This window comes from Niallia oryzisoli (assembly GCF_043641075.1).
Taxonomy (GTDB): domain Bacteria; phylum Bacillota; class Bacilli; order Bacillales; family Cytobacillaceae; genus Bacillus_BD; species Bacillus_BD oryzisoli_A.
On the sequence record NZ_JBHZRC010000001.1, the window covers coordinates 1387721 to 1412924 of the forward strand.

General features: G+C 40.2%; 20 protein-coding genes. 1 reads left to right on the forward strand and 19 read right to left on the reverse strand.

The window, feature by feature from the left end; genetic code table 11:
* Nucleotides 1-35: 35 nt before the first annotated feature.
* The 10 genes from meaB to ACHUFV_RS07150 all read right to left on the reverse strand — a co-directional run bounded on the left by meaB (nt 36) and on the right by ACHUFV_RS07150 (nt 14695).
* Nucleotides 36-1160, reverse strand: coding sequence for a methylmalonyl Co-A mutase-associated GTPase MeaB (gene meaB / locus ACHUFV_RS07105; RefSeq protein ID WP_394232890.1), 1125 nt, complete (start codon nt 1158-1160; stop codon nt 36-38).
* A complete protein-coding gene (gene scpA, locus ACHUFV_RS07110; RefSeq protein ID WP_394232891.1) occupies nt 1161-3353 on the reverse strand; it encodes a methylmalonyl-CoA mutase in 2193 nt (730 codons plus the stop codon).
* A 3-nt stretch (nt 3354-3356) separates the two neighbouring features.
* Nucleotides 3357-5210: a methylmalonyl-CoA mutase family protein gene (locus ACHUFV_RS07115; RefSeq protein ID WP_394232892.1), complete on the reverse strand. Its 1854-nt coding sequence runs from the start codon at nt 5208-5210 to the stop codon at nt 3357-3359.
* 188 nt (nt 5211-5398) lie between these two features.
* Nucleotides 5399-6700 carry a dihydrolipoamide acetyltransferase family protein gene (locus ACHUFV_RS07120; protein ID WP_394232893.1) on the reverse strand — a complete coding sequence of 434 codons (1302 nt, stop codon included), beginning with the start codon at nt 6698-6700 and terminating at the stop codon, nt 5399-5401.
* A gap of 19 nt (nt 6701-6719) precedes the next feature.
* Nucleotides 6720-7703: an alpha-ketoacid dehydrogenase subunit beta gene (locus tag ACHUFV_RS07125; protein WP_394232894.1), complete on the reverse strand. Its 984-nt coding sequence runs from the start codon at nt 7701-7703 to the stop codon at nt 6720-6722.
* An 11-nt stretch (nt 7704-7714) separates the two neighbouring features.
* Complete coding sequence (locus ACHUFV_RS07130; RefSeq protein ID WP_394232895.1) at nt 7715-8710, reverse strand: thiamine pyrophosphate-dependent dehydrogenase E1 component subunit alpha; 996 nt, start codon at nt 8708-8710, stop codon at nt 7715-7717.
* Between the two features lie 63 nt (nt 8711-8773).
* A complete protein-coding gene (gene lpdA, locus ACHUFV_RS07135; protein ID WP_394232896.1) occupies nt 8774-10195 on the reverse strand; it encodes a dihydrolipoyl dehydrogenase in 1422 nt (473 codons plus the stop codon).
* 13 nt (nt 10196-10208) lie between these two features.
* Nucleotides 10209-11309 (reverse strand): butyrate kinase, encoded by a 1101-nt coding sequence (gene buk, locus ACHUFV_RS07140; protein WP_394232897.1) that lies wholly within the window; start codon nt 11307-11309, stop codon nt 10209-10211.
* Nucleotides 11310-11413: 104 nt separating this feature from the next.
* Complete coding sequence (locus tag ACHUFV_RS07145; protein ID WP_394232898.1) at nt 11414-12547, reverse strand: Glu/Leu/Phe/Val family dehydrogenase; 1134 nt, start codon at nt 12545-12547, stop codon at nt 11414-11416.
* Between the two features lie 84 nt (nt 12548-12631).
* On the reverse strand, nt 12632-14695 hold the full coding sequence (locus ACHUFV_RS07150) for a sigma-54 interaction domain-containing protein (RefSeq protein ID WP_394232899.1): 2064 nt from the start codon (nt 14693-14695) through the stop codon (nt 12632-12634).
* A 151-nt stretch (nt 14696-14846) separates the two neighbouring features.
* Here ACHUFV_RS07150 and ACHUFV_RS07155 point away from each other — a divergent pair, with 151 nt between their 5' ends.
* Nucleotides 14847-15107 carry a DUF2627 domain-containing protein gene (locus ACHUFV_RS07155; protein WP_394232900.1) on the forward strand — a complete coding sequence of 87 codons (261 nt, stop codon included), beginning with the start codon at nt 14847-14849 and terminating at the stop codon, nt 15105-15107.
* Nucleotides 15108-15174: 67 nt separating this feature from the next.
* Here ACHUFV_RS07155 and ACHUFV_RS07160 read toward each other — a convergent pair whose 3' ends face one another.
* The 9 genes from ACHUFV_RS07160 to xseB all read right to left on the reverse strand — a co-directional run bounded on the left by ACHUFV_RS07160 (nt 15175) and on the right by xseB (nt 25204).
* Nucleotides 15175-15915: a glycerophosphodiester phosphodiesterase gene (locus tag ACHUFV_RS07160; protein ID WP_394232901.1), complete on the reverse strand. Its 741-nt coding sequence runs from the start codon at nt 15913-15915 to the stop codon at nt 15175-15177.
* A gap of 131 nt (nt 15916-16046) precedes the next feature.
* Nucleotides 16047-16835 (reverse strand): sporulation transcription factor Spo0A, encoded by a 789-nt coding sequence (spo0A, locus tag ACHUFV_RS07165; protein WP_394232902.1) that lies wholly within the window; start codon nt 16833-16835, stop codon nt 16047-16049.
* 418 nt (nt 16836-17253) lie between these two features.
* Nucleotides 17254-18543 (reverse strand): SpoIVB peptidase, encoded by a 1290-nt coding sequence (gene spoIVB / locus ACHUFV_RS07170; protein WP_394232903.1) that lies wholly within the window; start codon nt 18541-18543, stop codon nt 17254-17256.
* 197 nt (nt 18544-18740) lie between these two features.
* The gene (recN, locus tag ACHUFV_RS07175; protein ID WP_394232904.1) at nt 18741-20429 is read right to left on the reverse strand and encodes a DNA repair protein RecN; all 1689 of its coding nucleotides are present in this window, start codon (nt 20427-20429) and stop codon (nt 18741-18743) included.
* 150 nt (nt 20430-20579) lie between these two features.
* Nucleotides 20580-21029, reverse strand: coding sequence for a transcriptional regulator AhrC/ArgR (gene ahrC / locus ACHUFV_RS07180; RefSeq protein ID WP_394232905.1), 450 nt, complete (start codon nt 21027-21029; stop codon nt 20580-20582).
* 87 nt (nt 21030-21116) lie between these two features.
* Nucleotides 21117-21962 (reverse strand): TlyA family RNA methyltransferase, encoded by an 846-nt coding sequence (locus ACHUFV_RS07185; RefSeq protein WP_394232906.1) that lies wholly within the window; start codon nt 21960-21962, stop codon nt 21117-21119.
* A gap of 3 nt (nt 21963-21965) precedes the next feature.
* A complete protein-coding gene (dxs, locus tag ACHUFV_RS07190; RefSeq protein ID WP_394232907.1) occupies nt 21966-23858 on the reverse strand; it encodes a 1-deoxy-D-xylulose-5-phosphate synthase in 1893 nt (630 codons plus the stop codon).
* 221 nt (nt 23859-24079) lie between these two features.
* On the reverse strand, nt 24080-24967 hold the full coding sequence (locus ACHUFV_RS07195; protein ID WP_394232908.1) for a polyprenyl synthetase family protein: 888 nt from the start codon (nt 24965-24967) through the stop codon (nt 24080-24082).
* A gap of 3 nt (nt 24968-24970) precedes the next feature.
* Nucleotides 24971-25204, reverse strand: a complete 234-nt coding sequence (gene xseB / locus ACHUFV_RS07200; RefSeq protein WP_394232909.1) for an exodeoxyribonuclease VII small subunit — start codon at nt 25202-25204, stop codon at nt 24971-24973.

Below are 25204 nucleotides of genomic sequence, written 5' to 3' on the forward strand. Positions count from 1 at the left end.
GTGCTAATAAAATGAACATAGTACTTTAACACAGCCTATGTTAACGATTTATAAAATTGTTCAAATAATTCTTCCACAGCGGATGTGACTGTTTTATTACCTGAGATTACCTGGTTTTCAACCATTGGAAGCATTTCTCTAATTGCTGGATTATGAAAAAAGCTGTTTTGGAGCTGGTCGATAATCATACTTTTCATCCATTCTATCGTTTGCAATCTTCTTCGATCAGCAAACACCCCTGACTGCTCCGTTGTTGATTGAAAATCATTAATAACATCCCAAATCTCCTTAACGCCCTCTTCCATTAAGGCAGAGCATGTGTAGGCTTTTGTTTCCCAGCCTTTTGTTGCCGGCTGGAGAAAATGTAAAATCTGATTATATTCCTTTTTTGTCTTTAATGCTGATGTTTTATTTTCCCCATCTGCTTTATTGACAACAATTGCATCAGCAAGCTCCATGATCCCTTTTTTCATTCCTTGTAATTCGTCGCCTGCACCCGTTAATACAATTAACATGAAAAAATCAACCATATCTCGGACAATTACTTCACTTTGACCGACACCAACTGTCTCAATTAAGATCACATCAAAGCCAAATGCCTCACATAGCAGCATTGTTTCTCTTGTTTTGCGGTGAACACCGCCAAGCTTCCCCGCCGATGGGGAAGGGCGGATAAACGCCCTTGGATTACGGGATAGCTGCTCCATACGTGTTTTATCACCAAGAATGCTGCCGCCGCTTCTGCTTGAGCTTGGGTCCACGGCAAGAACGGCGACCTTTAACCCGAGATTACATAGAAACATGCCAAAGGCTTCAATAAACGTACTTTTCCCAGCACCAGGTACTCCTGTGATCCCAATGCGGATGGCCTTTCCGGTATTGGGCAAAAGCTGCTGAAGAAGCGTTTGAGCCTTCTGAAAGTGGTGTTCTGCGTTACTCTCAATTAATGTAATGGAGCGGGCAAGCATCGTACGGTCACCATTCAGTATTCCTTCCGCTAACTGCTCACAAGTAATTTCATCAGCGACTTTCTTTTTTCGAAACGTCCTGTTTTTAACAAGGCCTTCTTGAGGAGTAGTTTCTACTCCTTTCCGAATATACGTTGAAAATTTATCGGGCTCATCTTGATTCGTCCATTCGGGCCTTTTATCTTCAGACATTTATGCTTTCACTTCCTCGTAGCCGAGTTTTTCATAAATTGCTCGGATTACCTTCTGGGCAGAAACCGGAATAACCGTTCCTGGTCCAAAAATAGCTGAAGCTCCATGTTCATATAAGTATTCATAGTCTTGTGCTGGAATAACTCCTCCAACAACCACAACGATATCTTCCCGTCCAAGTTTCTTTAATTCAGCTACAAGCTGCGGAAGCAAGGTTTTATGACCTGCCGCAAGGGAACTCATGCCAATTGCATGGACATCGTTTTCAACAGCCTGCAGCGCTGTTTCTTCAGGCGTTTGGAATAACGGACCGATATCAACGTCAAAGCCTAAATCGGCAAAAGCCGTTGCTATCACCTTTGCTCCGCGGTCGTGACCATCCTGACCCATCTTAGCAATTAATATCCGCGGGCGGCGGCCTTCATTTTCAAGAAATTCGTCGGTCATCTTCTTCACCGCATCAATTTCTTCTTCGTTTGAAAAGGCGGAACTGTATACACCGCTTATAGAGCGGATAGTAGCTTTATGACGTCCGGATACTTTTTCAATTGCTGAGGAAATTTCTCCTAAGGTTGCCCTTACGCGTGCAGCTTGTACGGCAAGTTCCAAGAGATTTCCTTCATTTTCTTCACAGGCTCTTTCAATTGCAGCTAGTGCTAGCTGTACTTTTTCTTCATCACGTGTCGCTTTTAATTGAGTTAATTTTTCAATTTGCTTTAACCGAACAGCTGTATTATCAACCTCGAGTATCTCAATTGGTTCTTCTTTTTCCAGACGGTATTTATTAACTCCTACTATTGTTTCTTTTCCTGAATCAATTTGAGCTTGTCTTCTTGCAGCTGCTTCTTCAATACGCATTTTCGGCAGACCTGTTTCAATTGCTTTTGCCATTCCGCCAAGGTTCTCAATCTCCTCGATATGCTCCCAAGCTCGCTTCATTAATTGTTCTGTTAATGCTTCAACATAATAAGAGCCGCCCCAAGGATCAATAACATTCGTGATGCCTGTTTCTTCTTGTAAGTAAAGCTGTGTATTACGAGCAATTCGTGCCGAGAAGTCTGTCGGCAGGGCAATTGCTTCATCGAGTGCATTTGTATGCAGCGACTGGGTGTGCCCCATTGCAGCTGCATGGGCTTCAATCAATGTACGAATCACATTATTAAATGGGTCCTGTTCAGTTAAACTCCAGCCTGATGTCTGTGAATGTGTACGTAATGCAAGTGATTTACTATTACCTGGTTCAAACGACTGCATCATTTTTGCCCAAATACGACGGGCTGCCCGCATTTTTGCGACTTCCATAAAATAATTCATACCAATTGCCCAGAAGAATGATAGTCTTGGTGCAAAGGAATCAATACCAATACCAGCCTTTAATCCGGTTCTCACGTATTCAAGTCCGTCAGCAAGTGTATAGGCTAGTTCAATATCGGCAGGTGCCCCGGCTTCCTGCATATGATAACCGGAGATACTTATGCTATTAAATTTAGGCATGTACTTTGATGTATATTCGAAAATATCGGCAATGATCCGCATGGACATTTCCGGTGGGTAAATATACGTATTACGAACCATGTATTCTTTTAAAATATCATTTTGAATGGTACCGGATAACTTTTCCTGAGAAACTCCCTGCTCCTCAGCTGTTACGATATAAAAAGCCATAATCGGCAGCACTGCCCCATTCATCGTCATTGATACAGACATTTGATCTAATGGAATTCCGTCAAACAGTGTCTTCATATCAACGATTGAATCAATGGCTACACCCGCCTTTCCGACATCCCCCACAACACGTGCATGATCTGAGTCATAACCCCGATGTGTTGCAAGGTCAAAGGCAACGGATAGACCTTTTTGACCCATGGCTAAATTCCGGCGGTAGAAAGCATTGCTTTCCTCTGCAGTTGAAAAGCCGGCATACTGGCGAACCGTCCATGGTCTATTGACATACATGGTTGGATACGGTCCTCTAGTATAAGGTGGAAGTCCTGGTCTATCTTCTAGATGCTTGGCATCTGCTAGGTCCTTTTCTGTATATATCGGTTTTGTGCTGATATGTTCATTGGTTTCAAAAAGCAAATCATCAATCGAAGCGGAAATTTCAGTTTCTGCCTTCTGTTTCCAATCCACCTCTGAAACTGTTTTCGTAGTATTGAATGAAATCTTGGTAAAATCCGGTTTTTGTGTCATTGATTACTCCACCTCCATTTCATCTAAAAAGGATGAAGCTATTTCATAGCTGTTACTTTTTACATGAATAAAATGAGAGATTCCTTTATCGAGTAAAGCCTTTTGGTCCGCTTCATCCAGGAGTCCGGCTACATAAAGCCTGATTTGGGGGAAGCTGGCTTTAATGGCTTGTACGATTTCTAAACCAACAGTCTTATAGTCAAGATCCGATCCACAAAGGACATAGTCTCTGAGATTTGTTTCGGTAACAAAGCTTATTGCATCATTGCTTCCTTCCATTGCCTGGCTTCTTAGTGTTTTAATTCCTCCAGGAGCAAAAAATCCACTAATAAAGTCGGCCCGAGCCTTATGATTTTTCAGCTGACCAAGGCAGATTAATCCAATAGCAGGTGCTGTTTTTTCTTTTGTTAACTTTTCAGCTCGTTTACGGAGCTTTTCATATGGCGTTGATAAACGTGCAGCTTTAATGGGACTTACAGCTGATTGATTTTTTGCTTCATGGCAGGAAAAATCGACATTTAACGGCGTGTCCTCTAAATTAGCATATTTATTTGTCCCAACAATTGATTGTTTACGTGTAAAGATATCCTTTTGCCGCTTTACAGCTATATGCTGGATTTCCTTCTGTATCCAGTTTGTTTGTAATGCTTGAAGGATACCGCCCTTTTCATCTATTTCAAGGAATAGAGGCCATGCCTGTTCAATTAATTGATTCGTTAAGGATTCAACATACCAAGAGCCACCTGCCGGATCCACAACCGTACTTAAGTGCGCTTCATCCTTTAAAATCAGCTGAGTATTACGCGCAATTCGGTCTGAGAACGGTGTTGCTTCTCCCTCAGGCTCATTATAGGGGCTCACATGCAGGTATTGAATGCCGCCAAGTACTGCAGCAAATGCCTCATTGCTTGATCGTAATAAATTCACATAAGGATCATATGCTGTTTTTGTAAACCATGATGTTTCAGCTGATATGACCATTTGTCCCTCAGCTTCTGGTGAAGCCTGATAGGCTTCGACAATTTTGCTCCATAAAGCTCGTGCTGCTCGCAGCTTAGCAATTTCCATAAAGAAATTACTTCCTATTGAAAAATGAAATACTAGTTTACTAAGTATATCTTTTACGTCCATGCCTCTTGATCTCAGCTGCTCTATATGATGGACAGCAGTCGAAAGGGCAATAGCCAGCTCTTGAACTGCATTGGCGCCTCCATTATGATACACAGCTGTATCTACTAAAAGCGTTTTCAACTGAGGGCATGCCGATGAAGCTGTTTGGATCGTCTCAACTAAACGATCGTAAACAGATTGCAAATTTTCTTTTTCACCGCCTTGTTTCGCATAGAGTGAAACAGGGTCTTTTCCTACATATCCGCTTATCTTCTCAGAATTTCGTAAAGAAGCTATTCCGTAAATGATTTCATGTTGGAAATGAGCACCATTGATGCTTAACGAATAGGATTGATAATAATTTGTAAGAAGCTCTGGTAATTCCTTTACAATCGAAACAGATGGTGCAAATGCAATCGCAGTCTGCCCTTTTTCAATACCTGAATTTAATCGTACTTTGAAGTCTTCCGGCTTTTCTGTATCAATACGCTGGGCAATCTTCCAGGATTCTCCAATATACCCTAGCGCACTGCTTCCACGTCGGAAATCTTCGCAGCCAGGAAATTGCGAAAGCGCCGTTTTCTTCACATCCTCTTTTGTATATAGAGGCTTTAATCTGATGTTTTCATATGTTTCTCTCGATAAAGAGTCTATACTTTTCCCTTTTAGTGTTTCTTCAGCCTTTTTCTTCCATACTTCAGTTGTTTGCTGTGAAAATGAATAATCCATCATCTCTTTTAGACTCATCTCACGCCGCCAAAAGTCAGCAGCCTTCCCCCCTAACTATAGAAAAAAGTTATAAAATTAGAAATTGTTTTTCTATTCATTCATTATTTTATTATACAAATGTAAATCACACAATCACTATTTTGGAAACATGTGGAATCAATAGAAAAAACGCTGCTAGTTATAGCAGCGTATCGGTTTTTTCTTTATTAATATATTGGAGTATTATCTTTTGTTGTGTTTTCAAGGATTTCTTTTACTCTGTTCATGAATTTTCCGCAAATAAATCCATCAAGTATTCGATGGTCAAGCGAGAGACATAGATTCATCATATCTCGAACTGCTATCATATTTTGGTTCATGACAACCGGACGTTTTATAATGGATTCAACCTGCAGGATTGCTGCCTGCGGATAATTAATAATTCCCATCGATTGAACAGAACCAATTGAACCCGTATTATTTACTGTAAACGTTCCACCTTGAAAATCCTCAACCTTAGTCGTGCCGCTGCGGACTTTATCAGCTAGTACGGAAATTTCTCGGGCAATCCCTTTTATCGTTTTTTCATCTGCATGCTTTATGACGGGTACAAAAAGAGCGTCCTCGGTAGCAACTGCAATCGAAAGATTAATCTCTTTTTTTCGAATAATTTTATCTCCCGCCCACATGGCATTCATTTGCGGGAATTCCTTTAATCCTTGGGCAACTGCTTTGACAATAAAGGCAAAAAAGGTTAAATTAAAGCCTTCTTTTTGATAGAACTCTGTTTTTACTTCATTCCGGTATTCAACCAGATTTGTAACATCTGCCTCAACCATCATCCAGGCGTGAGGAATTTCATGCTTGCTCTTTACCATATTTGCAGCAATAGTCTTTCTTAAACCAGAAAGCGGGATTTCAATATCACCTGGCACAGCAGTAACCTTACTATTCTTTTGCACTGAGTTTTCTTTTGTAGCTTCTGTAACCACTGCTACAGAGGAAGGTGTTACCAGAGACTCTGTCCGATCGGTCTCATCTTGGTCTTTCTGACCTTCGTTCACTAATTTTAAAAGATCCTTCCGTGTTATCCGCCCTTCTGAACCGGTTCCCTTTACTTGTTTTAAATCAATACCATACTCTTGTGAAAGCTTTAAAACAGCTGGTGAATAACGGAGTTTTCCTGCAGGTTCTTTTTCTTTTCTACCTTCATGATAAAAGCTTACCTTCTGCTCTACTCTTTTCTGTTCTTCAGAGGTACTTTCGCTCTCTTCAAGGACTGACTCTGTTACGGTTTCAATGACACAAATAGTCGTGCCGACAGGTAATGTCTCACCCTCATCTGCCATTAATTCCTTTATTATGCCTGTAAAAGAAGATGGAATTTCAGCATTGACCTTATCTGTCATTATTTCTGCAAGTGGATCATATTTCTTTACCTTGTCACCGACAGAAATAAGCCATTTGGAAAGCGTACCTTCCGTCACACTCTCACCTAATTGAGGCATGATAATTTTTTCAATTGTCACTTTGTCCCCTCCTCTCTCTTTAAAAGGCTGCAAGCTCACGCATTGCTTTTTCTAATTTCTCCGGGTTGATCATAAAATGCTTCTCCATTGGTGGTGCATATGCAACCGCAGGCACATTAGGCGCGGCTAGTCTTTTAATAGGCGCATCTAATTCAAATAAACAATGCTCGGCAATAATAGCTGAAACCTCGCTAATGATACTGCCTTCCTTGTTATCCTCTGTAACAAGCAGGACCTTCCCTGTTTTTGAAGCGGCCTCTATAATCGCCTCTTGATCAAGTGGGTAAACGGTCCGTAAATCCAAAATATGTGTTGATATCCCGTCCTTCGCTAAATTCTCTGCCGCTTGGAGTGCAAAATGAACACAAAGTCCATAGGTGATAACGGTAATATCCTCCCCCTCCCGCTTCACATCTGCCTTTCCAATCGGAAGAACATAATCATCTTCAGGTACTTCTCCTTTAATTAACCGGTATGCCCGCTTATGCTCAAAAAACAATACGGGATCTTCGTCTCGTATAGCTGCTTTAAGCAGTCCTTTTACATCATAGGGAGTTGAGGGCATCACAATTTTCAATCCAGGCTGATTAGCAAAAACAGCTTCTACTGATTGGGAATGATACAAGGCACCGTGTACACCTCCTCCGTATGGAGCACGAATGACAATAGGACAGCTCCAGTCATTATTTGATCGATAGCGGATTCTTGCTGCTTCTGAAATAATCTGATTAACCGCAGGCATGATAAAATCAGCAAATTGCATTTCGGCAATCGGCCTCATGCCATACATAGCAGCTCCGATGCCTACCCCAGCAATAGCGGATTCCGCTAATGGCGTATCCATGACTCTTTGTTCGCCAAATTGCTCATACAAGCCTTGCGTTGCTTTAAAAACGCCGCCCTTTTTCCCAACATCTTCCCCTAAAACAAATACCCTTGAGTCTCTCTCCATTTCTTCCCGAATAGCCATTGTAACAGCTTCAATATAAGAGATAATTGCCATCTTTCTCCCCCTTATCCTCTCGCATATACGTAATCAAATACTTGTTCAGGGTCAGCATATGGCGCTTGTTCAGCATAGTCCGTTGCCTCGTTTACAAGTAATGTTACACGGTCATTTAATTCCTTTTCCCTCTTCTCATCCATTACTCCAACAGCCTTAAGATAGCTTAAAAAGGCAGAAAGTGGATCCTTTGCTTTCGCTTCTTCTACTTCCTCCTGGGCACGATAGCTCCGGTCATCATCATCTGAAGAGTGTGGTGTAAGTCGGTAACAAATGGTTTCAATAAGGGTAGGACCCTCACCTTTTCTTCCTCTATCCGCCGCTATCTTTACTGCTTCATATACGGCAAGCGGATCGTTACCGTCAATGGTATATCCAGGCATACCGTAACCAATCGCCCGGTCAGATACCTTTTCACAGGCGAGCTGCTTACTTATCGGGACCGAAATGGCATATTTATTATTTTCACACATAAAAATAACAGGCAGCTTGTGTACAGCAGCAAAATTAGCGCCTTCATGGAAGTCACCTTGGTTTGAAGAACCTTCGCCGAATGTAACGAGAGAGACTACATTTTCTCCGGACATTCTTGCTGCAAGAGCGATTCCCACTGCATGGGGAACCTGTGTTGTGACAGGCGATGAGCCTGTGACAATTCTATTTTTTCGCTGTCCGAAATGACCAGGCATCTGCCGCCCGCCAGAGTTTGGGTCCTCCGCTTTGGCAAACCCTGACAGCATGATTTCTTTCGCAGTCATTCCGAATGCAAGGACAACCCCTACATCTCGGTAATAAGGCAGAACATAATCCTGCTTTCGGTTAAGTGCAAATGAAGCACCTACCTGAGCTGCTTCCTGCCCTTGACAGGATATAACAAAGGGAATTTTCCCCGCTCTATTTAACAGCCACATCCGTTCATCAATTTTTCGAGCAAGCAGCATTGTCTCATACATTTCCAATACGGTTTCATCACTCAAACCTAATGATCTATGACGGTTTTCCACCATAAAAAAACCTCCTGAATCTATAATTAAGAATCACGTTATTTCCGACATGATTGTAAGCTCTTTTTACCCATGGATTGCCTTTCCTTCTACAACCAATGCTGCTTCACCGATAGCTTCTGACAGGCTCGGATGCGGATGAATGGTTTGTGCTATTTCCCAAGGTGTAGCATCAAGAACCTTCGCCAATCCTGCTTCTGATATTAAATCCGTAACATGCGGTCCAATCATATGAACCCCAAGAACATCATTGGTAGCATCATCAACAATCATTTTGACAAATCCATCGACATCGCCAAAAACCAACGCCTTTCCAATCGCGCGAAAAGCAAACTTGCCTGTTTTTATTTGATACCCTTTATTTCTTGCTTCTTCTTCTGTTAAACCTACCTTTGCTGCTTCAGGATGACTGTAAATGCAAGACGGGATCAGCGAATAATTAAGCGGCTGTGGTTCGTTGTTTGCTATATGCTCAACTGCTGTAATTCCTTCATGTGAAGCAACATGTGCAAGCTGAATACCGCCAATACAATCGCCAATTGCGTATATATGTGATTCTTTTGTTTGATAATACTCATTTGTCCTAATGAAGCCATTTTCAATCAGAATGTCTGTGTTTTCCAAACCAATTCCCTCAATGTTTGCCTGTCTCCCAACCGAAATCAGCAGCTTATCCGCTGAAAATTCTTTGATTTCCCCTTTTACCTCAGCTGAAACCACGATTTTATCGCCTTTTTGCAATGTCTCTGGAAGGACTTTTGCAGCTGTTACGACTTTAATACCTCTTTTTTTCATTAAACGCTGCATTTCTTTTGAGATCTCTTTATCTTCAGTAGGAATAATGCAATCTGCATACTCCAAAATTGTTACATCAACTTCAAAATCTGACAGCATGGATGCCCATTCAACACCAATTACACCGCCGCCAATAATTAGAATCGATTTAGGTAATGTTTCCATTTTTAATGCTTCATCAGATGCTATAACATTCTGACCGTTTACTTCTAAACCAGGCAGCGCTTTTGGTCTTGATCCAGTTGCAACAATTACATTTTTCGGAATTAGAATTTCATTTTCTTCGCCATTATTCATTTCAACTGAAATGGTGCCAGGCAATGGAGAGAAAATAGACGGTCCTAAAATTCGCCCTTTACCCTCAAAGACATCAATCTTCCCTTTTTTCATCAAATGCTGTACCCCGTTATACAGCTGGGAAACGATCCGCTCTTTACGCTCCTGAGCTTTAGCAAGATTCAAGGTCACTTCATTTGTCATTACACCAAACTCTTCACTGCGTTTAGCCGTGCGATAAACCTCAGCACTTCTTAATAACGCTTTGGTAGGAATACAGCCTTGATGAAGACAAGTCCCTCCAAGTTTTTTGCTTTCTACAATCGCCGTTTTAAAACCAAGTTGCGCTGCACGGATAGCTGCAACATATCCCCCGGGTCCTCCGCCGAGTATTACAATGTCATATTCCTTTGCCAAGGAATGACCCCCTTTACCTCTTTAATAAGCATTTCCCCAAATATTCTTTTGCCTTTTCTTCTCCCCGTAAAACCCTCAATGCTCCCTCAGCTAATGAAAGCAGTTCATTTTCACCAGGCTGCACATATACATCTGCAATCCAACAAACACGATCACTTATTTCCCTGACAAAATTCTTTTTCGAAGCTAATTCACCGGTTAAGATAATTCCATTCACACGCCCAGCCAAAACAACACTTGCCGCACCAATATCCTTCGCAATTTGATAGGCCATCGCAGAGTAGATTAAACCAGCTTTTTTATCGCCCATTGCAATTCTCTCCTCTATTGCATCTAGGTCATTTGTTCCCAGATATCCAATAAATCCACCTTTACCAACAAGCAGCTTCATTATTTCTTCCTTGGTAAATTTACCTGAAAAACATAAATCTACAATATCACCGACGGGAACCGCTCCGGCACGTTCAGGACAAAAGGGTCCTTCACCTAGCAGACCATTATTCACATCAATAACTCTTCCGTGTCTATGTGCTCCAATCGTGATTCCGCCGCCCATATGGGCTACAATTAAATTAATGTCTTCATAGTGACTGTCTAATTCCTTCGCCACACGGTGTGCTACTGCTTTATGATTTAATGCATGAAAGATGCTTTTCCGTTCAATCATCGGCAGCCCTGAAACTCTTGCAATGTCATCTAACTCATCTACTACGACCGGATCGACAATATAGGCAGGAATATTTAGCCCTGCAGCAATATCAAAAGCAAGTAACCCGCCAAGGTTAGAGGCGTGCTCTCCGGAATAACCTTGTTTCAGATCAGCAAGCATCCTTTCGTTTACCTCATAGGTTCCCCCCTCAATAGGACGAAGGAGTCCGCCTCGAGCGCATACAGCTTCAAGCCTTGAAAGATTGATTCCATCCTTATCGAGGGTTTGAAGGATACTATTTTTTCGACTATCAAATTGCTTGATAATATTTGAATAGGACTCCGTTGCTTCAATTTCATGCTTGATACTCTTCTCCCAAATTGAAATCTCATTTTCAAATACAGCGATTTTTGTGCAGGTTGAACCTGGATTTATAATTAGAATACGATGTTTATGTTCCCGCAAGTTACCCACCTCCAAATGATTGAATTTCTTACCCATCGATATGTATCGCTAGGAGGGATAGAAGCTAAACATCTGTCCCTCACTTTGTGGTACTAGCGCTTTTCTTATCGCCTGCTTAGTAAATGCTTACCATTTTGCAGAAATTGCGTTCGCGAATGTCTAATAGCATTCATTCTTTCTTCAGCCATCCTATCTGCCGCTTTATAGGTTGGAATCCGGTCACGCTTCGAAATCGCAATCACATTTTCAACATTGTGATAAATCGTCGTCTCCACCTTTCTCATAGCTCGATCTCGATTGTATCCATACAGCTCATCAGCGACATTAATAACCCCGCCTGCATTAATTACATAGTCAGGTGCATAGATGATTCCTTTTTCATGAAGCAAATCTCCATGCCTTGCTTCTTTTAATTGATTATTTGCAGAGCCGGCAATCACCTTTGCCTTCAGCTTTGGTATGGTCAAATCATTTATTGTTGCTCCGAGCGCACATGGAGAATAAATATCACAATCCACAGAATAAATATCATCCGGATCTACTGCAGCTGCATGAAACTCTTGTATAGCTCTTTGTACTGCCTCCTTATTTATATCTGTAACAAAAAGCTTTGCCCCTTCTTCATACAGATGACGGCAAAGAGCAAACGCGACATTGCCAACACCTTGAACAGCTACAACCTTTCCCTCAAGAGAATCAGTGCCAAAGGCTTCCTTTGCCGCTGCCTTCATTCCCCGATAAACGCCATATGCTGTAATTGGAGATGGGTTACCAGAGGAACCGAATTCAGGAGATATCCCTGTTACATAATTGGTTTCTTCATAGATAATATCCATATCGGCAACAGTTGTTCCTACATCCTCTGCTGTTATATATCTGCCATTTAAGCTTTGAACATAGCGCCCAAATGCACGAAATAAAGCTTCACTTTTATCTTTACGCGGATCGCCAATAATGACTGTTTTCCCTCCGCCTAGATTTAAACCAGCCGCCGCATTTTTATACGTCATACCGCGGGCCAATCTAAGCGCATCCTCAATTGCGTCCGCTTCTGACGTATAGGTCCACATGCGAGCACCGCCTAATGCTGGTCCTAAGGTGGTATCATGAATGGCTATAATAGCCTTTAACCCTGAAGAACTGTCCTGGCAAAAAACAAGCTGCTCATAATCATACCTTTCTAACCGTTCGAATAAATCCAAGCTGATCACCTCAAGGTGTATGATATGATTATTCATGCAAGAATCGTGCCAATAAAAAAACAGCAACAGCATGCCATTTTTTTATTTATAGCTATGAAATTAATTGCATACCCATGAAAATTATTGCATGCTGGTACTTGCAATTTTATATTTATCAAGCTTGTAATATAAATTCCTAATCGATAAACCAAGATCCTTAGCAGTCATAGTCTTATTTCCTGCATTTTTTTTAAGCGTCTTGGTAATAATTGACCTTTCAAAATCCTCTACCATTTCCGTTAACGTTCCCTCTAACATGAAATCCTCGACACTGTTTTCTTTCTGCGGCACTCTATTATGAAAATCCAGCAAATGATCAACATCAATAAGCGTTTCATTGTAACTCATAAAAATGATCGCTCTTCGCAAAATATTATCCAGCTCACGGACATTTCCCGGCCAATCATAATTCTTTATCCTTGTTAATGCCTGGTCAGTCAGCCCCTCGATATTTCGACCATATTCCTGGTTTATTTTTTCGATTAATCGGGAACTTAGTAGCTCAATATCCTCTTTACGCATTCTTAATGCAGGAATATGAATCGGCATTTGGTTTAATCGATAAAATAAATCCTCACGAAACTCTCCATTTACCATTGCTTTCTCTAAATTGACATTTGTTGCAGCGATTACACGGACATTTAAGGAAATGGGCTTTGTTCCACCGACCCTGATAATTTCATTTTCCTGGAGTACTCTTAATAGTTTCACTTGTGTACTAATCGATAATTCACCAATTTCATCTAAAAAGATACTACCATTATCCGCTTCTTCAAAAAGGCCTCTTTTCCCGCCACGTTTTGCACCTGTAAAGGCTCCAGCTTCATATCCAAATAGCTCACTTTCAAGCAGTGATTCATTTAACGCAGCACAATTAACACGAATGAACTTATTATATTTACGGTCACTTGCATTATGGATGGCATGAGCAAACAACTCCTTACCTGTCCCCGACTCTCCGCGCAGCAATATGGTTGCAGGTGTTTTTGCAGCCAGCTTTGCTTGTTCAAATGCAATCTTCATAATGTCGGAGCTACCAACAATGTCCTCAAACGAATACTTCGCTTCCAGCTTTCTAATAATTTGTCTCGCCCGATGCAGTTCCCTATTTAAATTCTGAATCTCTGAGACATCATGAATAACACCAACACTGCCCTTTAACTTCCCATCAACAATAATTGGAGCACCATTTACAATTACCTCTCTTTTATTAGGACCTACCCTCATCGGAACGCCCCGTACCTCGCGCCGGGTTTTCAGCACCTTCATATGCACACTTTCCCCTTCGGCAATATCAGTTGTTGCCGGCTTCCCGATAACCTGCTCTTCCATTAATCCGGTAATTCTTGAATAGGCAGGATTTATCATCATCCCAATCCCATGCTCGTCCACCACAGATATCGCTTCATTGCTCGAATGAAAAATCGCTTCCAGCTTTGTTTGAAATTCTTTAAGATCCGTAATTTGCTCAGCCAAGTGTACCGCTTCCGTAATTTCTTTAAAGACAGCAACTGCCCCTATCAATATCCCATGTTCATCAATTATGGGTATCCTTGTTGAAATAATCTTCAAGCCATTTTCTAATCGCAACTCTTGATTATTCTCAACCTTTCTTGTCCGCATCACCCTGGGCAGGAGGCTTGATGGAATTACTTTACTGATGTGTTTTCCAACCGCATCTTGCTTTGTTGTTCCCATCATATTCTCAGCGCTTTTATTAAGGAGTATGACATTTTCCTCCTGATCAATCACAATCATGCCATCATTTGTTGAATTGAAAATAAGATTATACTTATAAGTTTCCTTTTGAATTCTCTTAATAAGCCTTTCTTTATCCTTAAATAGCTTAACAAGTAAAAAAGCTACACTACCCGGTATTAATACCGTTTCTTTACCGAACACACTTCGCAGCTCGCTAAAAACTTCATATTTACCTGTTACTTCAATTATCATATCTATTTTTTTGTCCTTATATTGCTGCCAATCACAATCTATTCGCAGCCCCTTTTGACGGGCCCATTTTATCCCTGGAGCTTCCGGATTTACATCAATGACTGCCTCTATCATGAGTGCAGCAGATTCTTGAATAATTTGCAGAATGGCCATACCACCCCTGCCAGCTCCCACTATCATGACTGTTTGCATAAATACTCCCTTTCTATGCAATTTATTTCTCACTTAATTTATATTTATGAAAATTCTTTCATATTCACATTTTAATGTTACCATAGTTCTTGACAATTGCCCTCAATGAATTATCATTTTTATATACAAATGAATGAAGGGATTATTTCTTATGAACAGAATCGTAGCACTCGTGATATTGTTAATTCCTGGAGTAATTGCCGCAATCGGCGTGAAACTAATGCGAGACATGGTTTTTAGTATCCTGCATTCTCCTTTTCCTTTTTTATGGCTTCAATTTCTCATTGGATTATTGATGTTTATTGTCGGGCTTTGGTTTATCGCTGGATTTATCCTGCATCGGGATCGAAAGAGAAATAAAGTACAGTCCCGTTTTCAAACAGAAAATAAAAAAGATGAAAATATGAAATAAAAGACCATCCTAAAGGGCGTAGCATGCCAGAAGCTGCGCCTTTTTGCAATGGTCTCTTGTTTATGAACTATTTTGGTTTCTTCTCTATTCTGTCTCTGACCCGAAGGGCTCTGTCTGGATCATCTGTAATAATAGCTGAGCAGCCTAATTCGATAAGATGAGCCATATCCTTTTCCTTGTTGACCGTATAAGGTCTTACCGCGATTCCATTTTCTTCTGATTCTTTCACCACTTTATCTTTAAGTGTTTTATACTTTGGATGAATCCCTTTTGCACGAATCGACTCTGCATATATCCATGGCATATACACTACTTGTCCCATGAGCGGAGCCGTCTCTATTTCTGGTGCCATACGATAGCAATTGACAATACTATAATGGTTAAAGGAGGATAGGATGATTCGTTCCGTTAGATTGTACTCACGAACAAGTTCAATTACCTTTTGCTCCATTCCCTCATACGGGAAGATTCCGTTTTTCAGTTCAATATTGCAAATCATGCTGTTTCCGGTTAACCATTTTAAAACGTCACGCAATGAAGGAATAGGTTCCTTCCTAAGATTGGTTTTCAACGCATAGCCAGCATTTAGACTTTTTAAATCACTATAAGTTAAATTCTTCACATACCCCTTGCCGTTGGTTGTCCGGTCAACACTTTCATCATGTATTACAACGACCTCTCCATCCTTTGATAATTGGACGTCAAGTTCAATTCCATCAGCACCTGCCTTTTCTGCTTCTCTAAAAGCCCGCATTGTATTTTCTGGATACAGTTTTGAATAACCTCTATGTGCAAAAATTAAGGTCATTTTATTCCCTCCAATAAGGCCTTTGCTATTACCATCCCTTAATAAAAGGTCTGATTTCATTTATTCCGGTATTGTATATATATCCGGATAAAATGAAATCAGACCTTTTTTTAATTATTATTCAAACTCTTTCAAGAAGCTCTATGTTCAAGGCGTAATTTATCAGCAACCATCGCGATAAATTCACTATTAGTCGGTTTTGCCTTTGTCATGGAGACGGTATAACCGAATAATGAAGAGATGGATTCAATATTGCCTCTGCTCCAAGCTACTTCAATGGCATGGCGAATCGCACGTTCAACCCTGCTTGCTGTTGTATTGTATTTCTTCGCAATATCTGGGTATAACACTTTAGTAATGGAACCTAGTAACTCAATATCATTATAAACCATTGAAATAGCTTCCCTTAAGTACATATAACCTTTAATGTGTGCTGGTACGCCAATTTCATGAATAATACTAGTAATGCTTGCATCCAAATTTTTAGGCTTAGATTCTGTTTGTGCACGATAGCCGCCTGCCGGTTTTCTTAACACAGATGTTGATTTTCCGCTTACTTGACGAATATGGCTTGCTAAATGCTCCATATCAAACGGCTTTAAAATGAAATAAGAAGCACCTAATTCTACCGCTTTTTTCGTCACATCTTCCTGCCCAAAGGCTGTCAGCATGATGACATTTGGTGCAGGCTGTAAATTCAGCTCACGTAATCTTCCAAGCACAGCAAGCCCATCTAAATGCGGCATAATAATATCAAGGACAAGAACGTCTGGATTTACATTTTCAAGCATTTCAAGACAATCCTGGCCATTGTGGGCAACACCTGCAACTTCCATATCTTCTTGTGAATCGATAAATTCCTCTAACAAATTGACTAATTCACGATTATCATCAACAACACATACTTTTATCTTTTTCACTACTTGTTTCCTCCTCATTCCCTGAATTTCTCATATTTAATATAAAACGTGCAAGAAAAACGTCATTGTTCGAAAGCATCATGTTTATAGTATATATTTCTATTCTAAATGAGAAATTCGACAATGCAACCAAAAATCCTTTTCATTTTTGATTTTTTCTAAATAAATCATTAAAATCATTATTTTTCTTTGATTTTCTCTTGTTTTCGACTTAATGCGATATAACTAAATAAGTTTGTCGAAAAATCTTTATATTATGATAAAAAGGCGGGAAAAACCCGCCTTTTTTGTTTAATCTAGCTCCAGCGCCTAGCCCCTCGAGGTCATAAGCCACTCCTGAATTGAAGGCAAAAAACGCCTTCTATTCAGGAGCGTCTTATGCTTGTCGGGGCTGATCAAGGCGCTTCCACTTTTTTTGTTACGAAGCCTTTTCCTGCGGCTTTTCGTATATATCGATTCCTGCCTCATTCAACATCCACTCCAGATGGACTCCATAGCCTGAGGTTGGATCGTTGACAAATACATGGGTGACTGCTCCAATTAATTTACCATCTTGTATAATTGGACTACCGCTCATTCCTTGAACGATTCCACCTGTCTTTCCAAGTAATTCTGGGTCAGTTACCTTGATGACCATTCCCTTTGTTGCCGGAAATTTTTGTGGAATGGTACTGACAATTTCAATATCAAACAATTTTACTTCATCATCATCAACAACTGTTAAAATTTGTGCTGGTCCCTCTTTTACTTGGTGCGACAAAGCAATCGGAAGCGGTTCATCCATAATTCCATTCTTAATATCACGGTTTAATTCACCAAAAATTCCATATGGACTGTTCCGTTTGATATTACCAATCACTTCTTTATCAGAAGAAAAGCGTGCTAATTTTTCACCAGGATTTCCATTGCTGCCTTTTTCAATCGATGTGACGGTTGATTTGACAATTTGTCCATCATCAACCACAATGGGTTTTTTTGTATCCATATCGGAGATTACATGACCTAATGCACCATATTTTTTCGACTGGGGATGATAAAAGGTCATCGTTCCGATACCTGCAGCAGAATCCCGAATATACAATCCAAGCTTATAATTTTCTTCCCCTTTTTCTTTTTGAGGCATTAACTCAGTTTCAACCTTCCCGCTTTCTCTAGTTAACATGATCTTTAACGGCTGCTGTTTTTGCCCTGCCTCCTGAACAAACGGAGCTACGTCGGACATTTTCTCTATTTTTTGTCCATTAATTTCTGTAATAATATCTCCTACCTGTATTCCGGCTGATTCACCCGGTGAAACCTTTCCTTCCTCTGATGTTACTTGATGATGTCCGACAACCAGGACACCAATAGTATTCAATTTTACTCCAATGGACTGGCCGCCAGGAATTACTTTAAAGTCCTTAAGCACATTGACATCAACTTTTTTTACAGGAAAACCAGCAAGTTCTAAAAACATTTCATTTTTCCCTTGTTCTTTCGCCTGCAATGAGACTGATTTATGATCTTGACTCAGGGCAACAATAGAACTATCTGAGGATAACGATGCTGATACTGGAACTGCCTTAGACATATCAAGCTTTTGACCTTCGAAAAGCGTTATATGATTTGGAATATGAAGATATTCCTGAACTGGTTTCATAAAACATATAGCAATTAATGAAACAAGGAGAATTCCACCAATTAGTTTTCTATAGAAGTCTTTCTTCAAAACATTCACTCTCCTCGCTTCTAGTCCAACCCGTCTTAATGGCTACATCATTAATTTTGCCTGCAAATAGCACATTTATAACCGAGCCGTCAATAAAAAAACTGTACACATAGGAAATAAATCGCAGTATAAAAAATCCGTGGCTTAAAAAGCTACAAAAAAGACCTCTGAAACCGGATAGGCTTCAAAGGTCTTTTTTAAAGAACTTTACTATTATGCGCTAATAGCAGCAGTTCTTTTGCATGTTCTTTCGTTAAATCAGTTATTTCTGCACCGGAAATCATACGGCCAATTTCTTTCACTTTATCTTCCTCACTAAGCGGTGTAACCTTTGTTTTGGTACGGCCGTCCTGCATTTCTTTCGCAATATATAAATGAGTATCAGCCATCGCAGCCACTTGCGGTAAATGAGAAATACAAAGGACTTGGGAATCGATTGACACATGATGTATTTTCTCAGCAATTGCCTGTGCTACCCTTCCGCTGACTCCTGTGTCAACTTCATCAAAGATAATGGAGGTAACCTCCTGATGTTTGGAAAATATACTTTTAAGGGCGAGCATAATCCGGGAAAGCTCACCACCTGAGGCAATTTTAGATAAAGGCTTTAATGGTTCACCAGGATTTGTAGAAATATAAAACTCCACATTATCCAATCCATTTTTTGATATATATTTTTCCCCGCTGTCTATTCTAACTTCAAAAATGGTCTTTTGCATATATAGCTCTTTTAATTCAGTATGAATAGCATCCGTCAGCTTTTTGGCAAATTTCTTACGTAAATTGCTTAGTTCGCTTCCTTCAATCAGTAAATCCTTTTTCAAAGATTGCAATTCTTTTTGCAGCTGGTCAATATGCGTTTCTTTATTCTGCAGCTTTTCCAATTCCTCTTCAATTTTTGCCCCATACTCTAGAATAGCTTCAATTGAATTTCCATATTTGCGCTTTAACTGATTAATTTCGTTCAATCTGTCCTCAATGATCGTTAATCGATTTGGGTCAAATTCAAGATTATCGAGCTCCGAGCGCAGCGACTGTGCGGCATCTTCCAACGTATAATAACTATTAGCAATGGATTCGGCTAGCCCCTTATATTCAGGGTTTAAAGCAGCTGCATCCTCCATCTGGCTCATAACAAGGCTGATCCAATCCAGTCCTTTTTGTTCACCACTTAGTGCATTATAGCCTGCATTAACAGCCCCGTATATCCGTTCAAAATTCGATAGTCTTTTTTTCTCTTCCCAAAGCGTTTCATCTTCATTTAATTGCAAATTGGCCTTCTGGATTTCTGAAAGCTGGAATTGGATAAGGTCAAGGCGATGGGCCATTTGCTGTTCATTTTCATTTAAACCTTTTAATTTACGTGTCGTGTGCTCATACGCATGATAAATAGCACCATACTCCTCTATCGCAGAAGCAATTTGGCTTTTACCATATTCGTCTAATAAGGACATATGTCTTGATTCATCCATCAATTCCTGATGCTCATGCTGTCCATGAATATCAACAAGAGTGCCGCCGATTTCACGCAGTGTTGAGATGGTAACCAGCTTTCCATTGATTCGGCACACACTTTTACCGCTTTTTGAGATTTCCCGTCGTAACACAATCATTTCGTCTTCAATCTCAATCCCAAATTCACTTGCTTTCATATGTACAGGATGTGTGGGTTTATCAATTAGAAAAAGCCCTTCTATTTCCGCACGGGCTTCACCATGCCGAACAAAATCTGAAGAACCTCTTCCGCCTACAAGCAGATGAATAGCGTCAATAATAATAGATTTTCCTGCACCTGTTTCCCCTGTTAATACGGTCAATCCTTTTTCAAATGAAATAGAAAGTGCTTCAATAATTGCAAAGTTTTTAATTGATAATTCGCTGAGCAAGTCTCTCCCACCCCTTTAATCAAATTCGCCCTATCGAATTTGCACTCGGATTTTATTGAAGAACCCGATAAGCCTCCAAAAAATCCGTTGCAGCCATGGAGGCTAACTTCATTCAGCAGAAGACAGTCCTCGGACTTCTGCTGAATGAAGTTAAAGCAATTCAAGAAAACGATTTGAAATGATATCTGTATCTTCTTCGGTGCGACAGATGATTAAAATCGTGTCATCACCACTTACCGTTCCTAATATTTCATCCCATTCAAGATGATCTATTAATGCTGCAATCGCCATTGCATTTCCCGGCAGAGTTTTCATGACTAGAAGATGACTGGCAGAATCAATTCGTACAAAAGCATCAATTAAATTCCTTTTTAACTTTTGCAGCGGATCAAATCTCCGATCAGCAGGAAGACTGTATTTATAACGTCCATCAGTCAAGGGGACCTTTATTAGATGCAATTCTTTAATATCGCGTGATACGGTTGCCTGTGTCACATTATATCCTGCACTTTTTAGCGCTGCTACTAAGTCATCCTGTGTCTCAATATCATTATTTGTTATAATCTCACGAATTTTTATATGCCGTTGACCTTTAGTCATTTTCTCACCTCGTATACCGTTCCCGTCCAAGCTATCCCTCTTATCTTAGCTGATTTTGTCGACTTTCTCAATTAAGAGAATGAATAATTATTCATTCTCTTCTTTATCCTTCGATTTAAATTCCGTATGGGCCTGCTGAACAATGTCCATCGGAGATGTTTTTAATTCATTTTCTCCCTGCTCTTTTGCTCCTGACCAGTGTATATGAAGGAGGAATTCAATATTCCCTTCCCCACCTGTTATTGGGGAAAAGGAAAGATTTCTCACATCATAACCTTGCTGTAGTGAAAAATCGATCATGGATGTAAGAACACTCTCATGAACCTTCGGATCTCTAACAATCCCCTTTTTCCCCACCTGCTCTCTGCCAGCTTCAAATTGCGGCTTTACAAGTGCTACCACATCACTGCCAGGAACTAATAATGTTTTTAAAACAGGAAGAATCAGCTTTAAGGAAATAAATGAAACGTCAATAGAGGCAAAATTCGGCATTTCTTTAACAAAATCACTTGGAGTGACATAGCGAAAATTCGTCCTTTCCATGACCACAACTCGTTCATCCTGTCTAAGCTTCCAGGCTAATTGATTGTAGCCAACATCCACTGCATAGGATAAAATTGCTCCATTTTGGAGGGCACAATCAGTAAAACCGCCTGTTGAAGCACCAATATCAAGCAGAATTTTATCCTTTATATCTACCTCAAAGACCTGTAATGCTTTTTCTAGTTTGAGACCGCCCCTCGAGACATATGGCAGTGTCTTGCCCTTCACTGTAAGCTTTGATTCATTCGGTATTTTTTCTCCTGGTTTATCCATACGGGTTTCTTCACAGTATACAATGCCTGCCATCACTGCACGTTTCGCTTTCTCTCTTGTTTCAAACAAGCCTTGTTCCACCAATAAGATATCTACACGTTCTTTCTTACTTTTCATTTTTCATGCCCTTTTTTGTTTTTTGATTACCAGCGTATTAATTTTCTTCACTACTTCTTCTGTTGTTAAACCAATCTCTTCCCATAACGTTTTGACACTTCCATGTTCAATAAAGTGATCAGGAATCCCCATACGGCTGATTTCTGTATCATGATATCCATTGTCATGGGCAAATTCCAGCACTGCACTGCCGAAACCTCCTTGCAATACAGCCTCTTCAATCGTCAAAATAGGAATATTTAATTGAAGAATGGAATGTAATAATTCAGTATCCAACGGTTTAATAAAGCGAGCATTAATGACTTTAACTGACGTCCCCTGCTTCTCCAATCGTGCAGCAGCTTCCATAGCCATCGGAATTGTTGTACCAAATGTTATAATGACGGAATCATGCCCTTCGTTCAGTACCTCCCATGAACCAATTGGGATTTCCACAAGCGTTTCATCCATTGGGACACCCAGTCCATTTCCACGAGGAAATCTCATGCAAATTGGTCCTTCGTCGTATTTCAGCGCTGTATAGACCATATGCTGACCTTCATTTTCATCCTTTGGTGACATCAACACTAAATTCGGCAAATGTCGTAAAAAGGCAATATCAAATATCCCATGATGTGTTTCCCCATCTGCCCCCACTAATCCGGCACGATCAATTCCAATAAACACATTTAGGTTTTGCCGGCAAATATCATGAACCACCTGATCGTAGGCACGCTGTAAGAATGTGGAATAAATCGCTAAAAATGGTTTCATATGCTGCGTGGCAAGACCTGCCGCTACTGTCGCAGCATGCTGCTCTGCAATTCCAACATCAAACATCCTGTCAGGGAACTCCGAAGCAAATCCCTCAAGCTTCGAACCGACCGGCATAGCAGGAGTGATCGCCACAATTCTTTCGTCTTCTCTTGCAAGCTTTCTAACGGTTTCACTAACAAGCTTACTCCAAGCAGGAGGAGAATTAACTGGTTTGAGGAAATCACCTGTTTCAATTTTGTATGGTCCTGTTCCATGCCAATTACCCGTACGATCACTTTCCGCAGGGTCGTATCCTTTTCCCTTCTTAGTCAGTACATGAAGTAAAATAGGTCCTTCTGTTTTTTTCGCATAGTTAAGGTTATCAAATAAATCTTCATAATTATGTCCATCAACTGGACCAAGATAGGTAAAGCCTAATTCTTCAAAAAAGATCCCTGACACTACTAAATATTTTAAGCTATCCTTTACTCTTTCTGCTGTTGATGCCAGCTTCCCGCCTACTGCCGGAATTTTCTTCAGCAGCATCTCGAGTTCATCCTTTGCCCACTGATATTTGCCAGCTGTACGCAATCGGCCAAGTACACTATGAAGCGCACCAACATTCGGAGCGATAGACATTTCGTTATCATTCAAAATAACAATCATGTTTTTCTTTTCATCGCCGATATGATTTAATGCTTCCAAGGCCATTCCTCCGGTAAGCGCTCCATCACCAATAATTGGAACAATAAAGGATTTCTCCTTTTTAATATCCCTAGCGATCGCCATACCCATTGCTGCGGACAAAGAGGTTGAACTATGTCCCGTTTCCCAAACATCATGTTCACTCTCGCCCATTTTTGGAAAACCACTAAGTCCTTTATATTGGCGCAATGTATCAAACTCTTTTGCCCTGCCTGTTAATATCTTATGGACATATGATTGGTGTCCAACATCCCAAATCAGTTTGTCCTGTGGACTATTAAAGGCTTTATGAAGCGCAATCGTCAATTCGACCACTCCAAGATTAGGGCCAATATGACCTCCTGTTACTGAAAGCTTACTTATTAAAAATTGGCGGATGTCTTCACTTAATTCCTCCAATTCATTAATAGAAAGTTTTTTTAGAAACGAAGGGTCTTTAATATCTAAAAGATCCATTTTGTGGATCACTCACTTTCATTTCAATTTATTCCATAAACGATACAGTTATTTCGATATAACATTAGATTACATTATTAGAACAGAATCTCCAAACGATTTTCTAAAAAAGCGTATAGTTGTAGCCTATTATTGAAAAAATAACCGCTAGCACATATGAAGTGATAACGGTATTCTCTCGTAGGTTTCAAACCAAGCCTATTTTTTGCTAATAAATGGTATTAATAATTTCTTTTTTCTATTAAATCTGTTATGGCTTCAAGAAGCTGGGTATCTTTATTAAGCTTCATGAGGTACTCTTTTGCTAACTGAATCTGCTTCCAAAGTTCATCCTGGGCTCCTTTTATTCCCAGCAATGATGGATAGGTAGTTTTATGATTCCCTACATCGCTTCCAACCGGCTTTCCTATAACCTCTTCATCTCCATCGATATCGAGAAGATCATCACGAATTTGAAACGCCAGACCTAAATGATGGGAAAAAAGCTGAAGCCAATCGAATTCTTCACCTTTAACTCCAGCAAGAATTGCACCGGCCAAAACACTGCAAGTAAGCATTTTACCGGTTTTGTGAATATGAATATATTCTAGCTCTTCCAGCGTTAACTCTTTATCTTCACCAAGCATATCAGCTACTTGTCCAGCAACCATCCCTTCAGCACCTGAGCTTTGTGCTAAAAGCTGAACTAATCCCAACTTCGCCTCCGTTGAAACACCAGGGGACTCTGCCATAAGCTGAAAACTATATGTCAAGAGAGCGTCTCCAGCAAGTACAGCGTTTGCTTCTCCAAACACTTTATGATTAGTAGGCTTTCCTCTTCTTAAATCATCGTTATCCATGCTTGGCAAATCATCATGTATAAGTGAGTACGTATGAATCATTTCAATTGCCGCTGCCGGATTCAACCCAATTTCCGGATCCTTTTGGAAGGCATGGAGAGTTGCAAACAACAAAAGCGGTCTAATTCTTTTCCCGCCTGCTTCTAGCGAGTAAAGCATTGCTTCCTTCAGGACTTCAGGAGCTTGTAACCGATTAATACTTTTTCTTAGTTGTTCTTCAAGTAACTGTTTATATTTTGTAGAAAAAGAATCCAAATCTAGACTTACCAAAATTTACTCCTCCTCCGGAATGGAAAAGTTTTCTTTATGACCATCTGCAGTCAAAATTTGCGTCAGCTGTTCTTCAACATTTTTCAGCTTATCATGACAGAGCTTTGATAATTCCATTCCCTTTTTATAAATAGAAATTGCTTCTTCTAACGGGACATCGCCTTCTTCAAGTCTTTCTACAATTGTTTCTAATTGCTCCATTGCCGCTTCGAAGGTAATCGTCTTTTCTTCAGGCAT

Excerpts from the sequence above, each read along its gene's own strand:
- ACHUFV_RS07145 (WP_394232898.1), bottom strand. The coding sequence starts at position 12,547 with ATGAATAATCATATCATACACCTTGAGGTGATCAGCTTGGATTTATTC.
- ACHUFV_RS07130 (WP_394232895.1), bottom strand. The coding sequence starts at position 8,710 with ATGGTGGAAAACCGTCATAGATCATTAGGTTTGAGTGATGAAACCGTA.
- ACHUFV_RS07185 (WP_394232906.1), bottom strand. The coding sequence starts at position 21,962 with ATGAAAAGTAAGAAAGAACGTGTAGATATCTTATTGGTGGAACAAGGC.
- xseB (WP_394232909.1), bottom strand. The coding sequence starts at position 25,204 with ATGCCTGAAGAAAAGACGATTACCTTCGAAGCGGCAATGGAGCAATTA.
- dxs (WP_394232907.1), bottom strand. The coding sequence starts at position 23,858 with ATGGATCTTTTAGATATTAAAGACCCTTCGTTTCTAAAAAAACTTTCT.
- ahrC (WP_394232905.1), bottom strand. The coding sequence starts at position 21,029 with ATGACTAAAGGTCAACGGCATATAAAAATTCGTGAGATTATAACAAAT.
- ACHUFV_RS07150 (WP_394232899.1), bottom strand. The coding sequence starts at position 14,695 with ATGCAAACAGTCATGATAGTGGGAGCTGGCAGGGGTGGTATGGCCATT.
- ACHUFV_RS07155 (WP_394232900.1), top strand. The coding sequence starts at position 14,847 with ATGAACAGAATCGTAGCACTCGTGATATTGTTAATTCCTGGAGTAATT.
- ACHUFV_RS07125 (WP_394232894.1), bottom strand. The coding sequence starts at position 7,703 with ATGGCAATTATCTCTTATATTGAAGCTGTTACAATGGCTATTCGGGAA.
- ACHUFV_RS07115 (WP_394232892.1), bottom strand. The coding sequence starts at position 5,210 with ATGAGTCTAAAAGAGATGATGGATTATTCATTTTCACAGCAAACAACT.
- ACHUFV_RS07160 (WP_394232901.1), bottom strand. The coding sequence starts at position 15,915 with ATGACCTTAATTTTTGCACATAGAGGTTATTCAAAACTGTATCCAGAA.
- scpA (WP_394232891.1), bottom strand. The coding sequence starts at position 3,353 with ATGACACAAAAACCGGATTTTACCAAGATTTCATTCAATACTACGAAA.
- meaB (WP_394232890.1), bottom strand. The coding sequence starts at position 1,160 with ATGTCTGAAGATAAAAGGCCCGAATGGACGAATCAAGATGAGCCCGAT.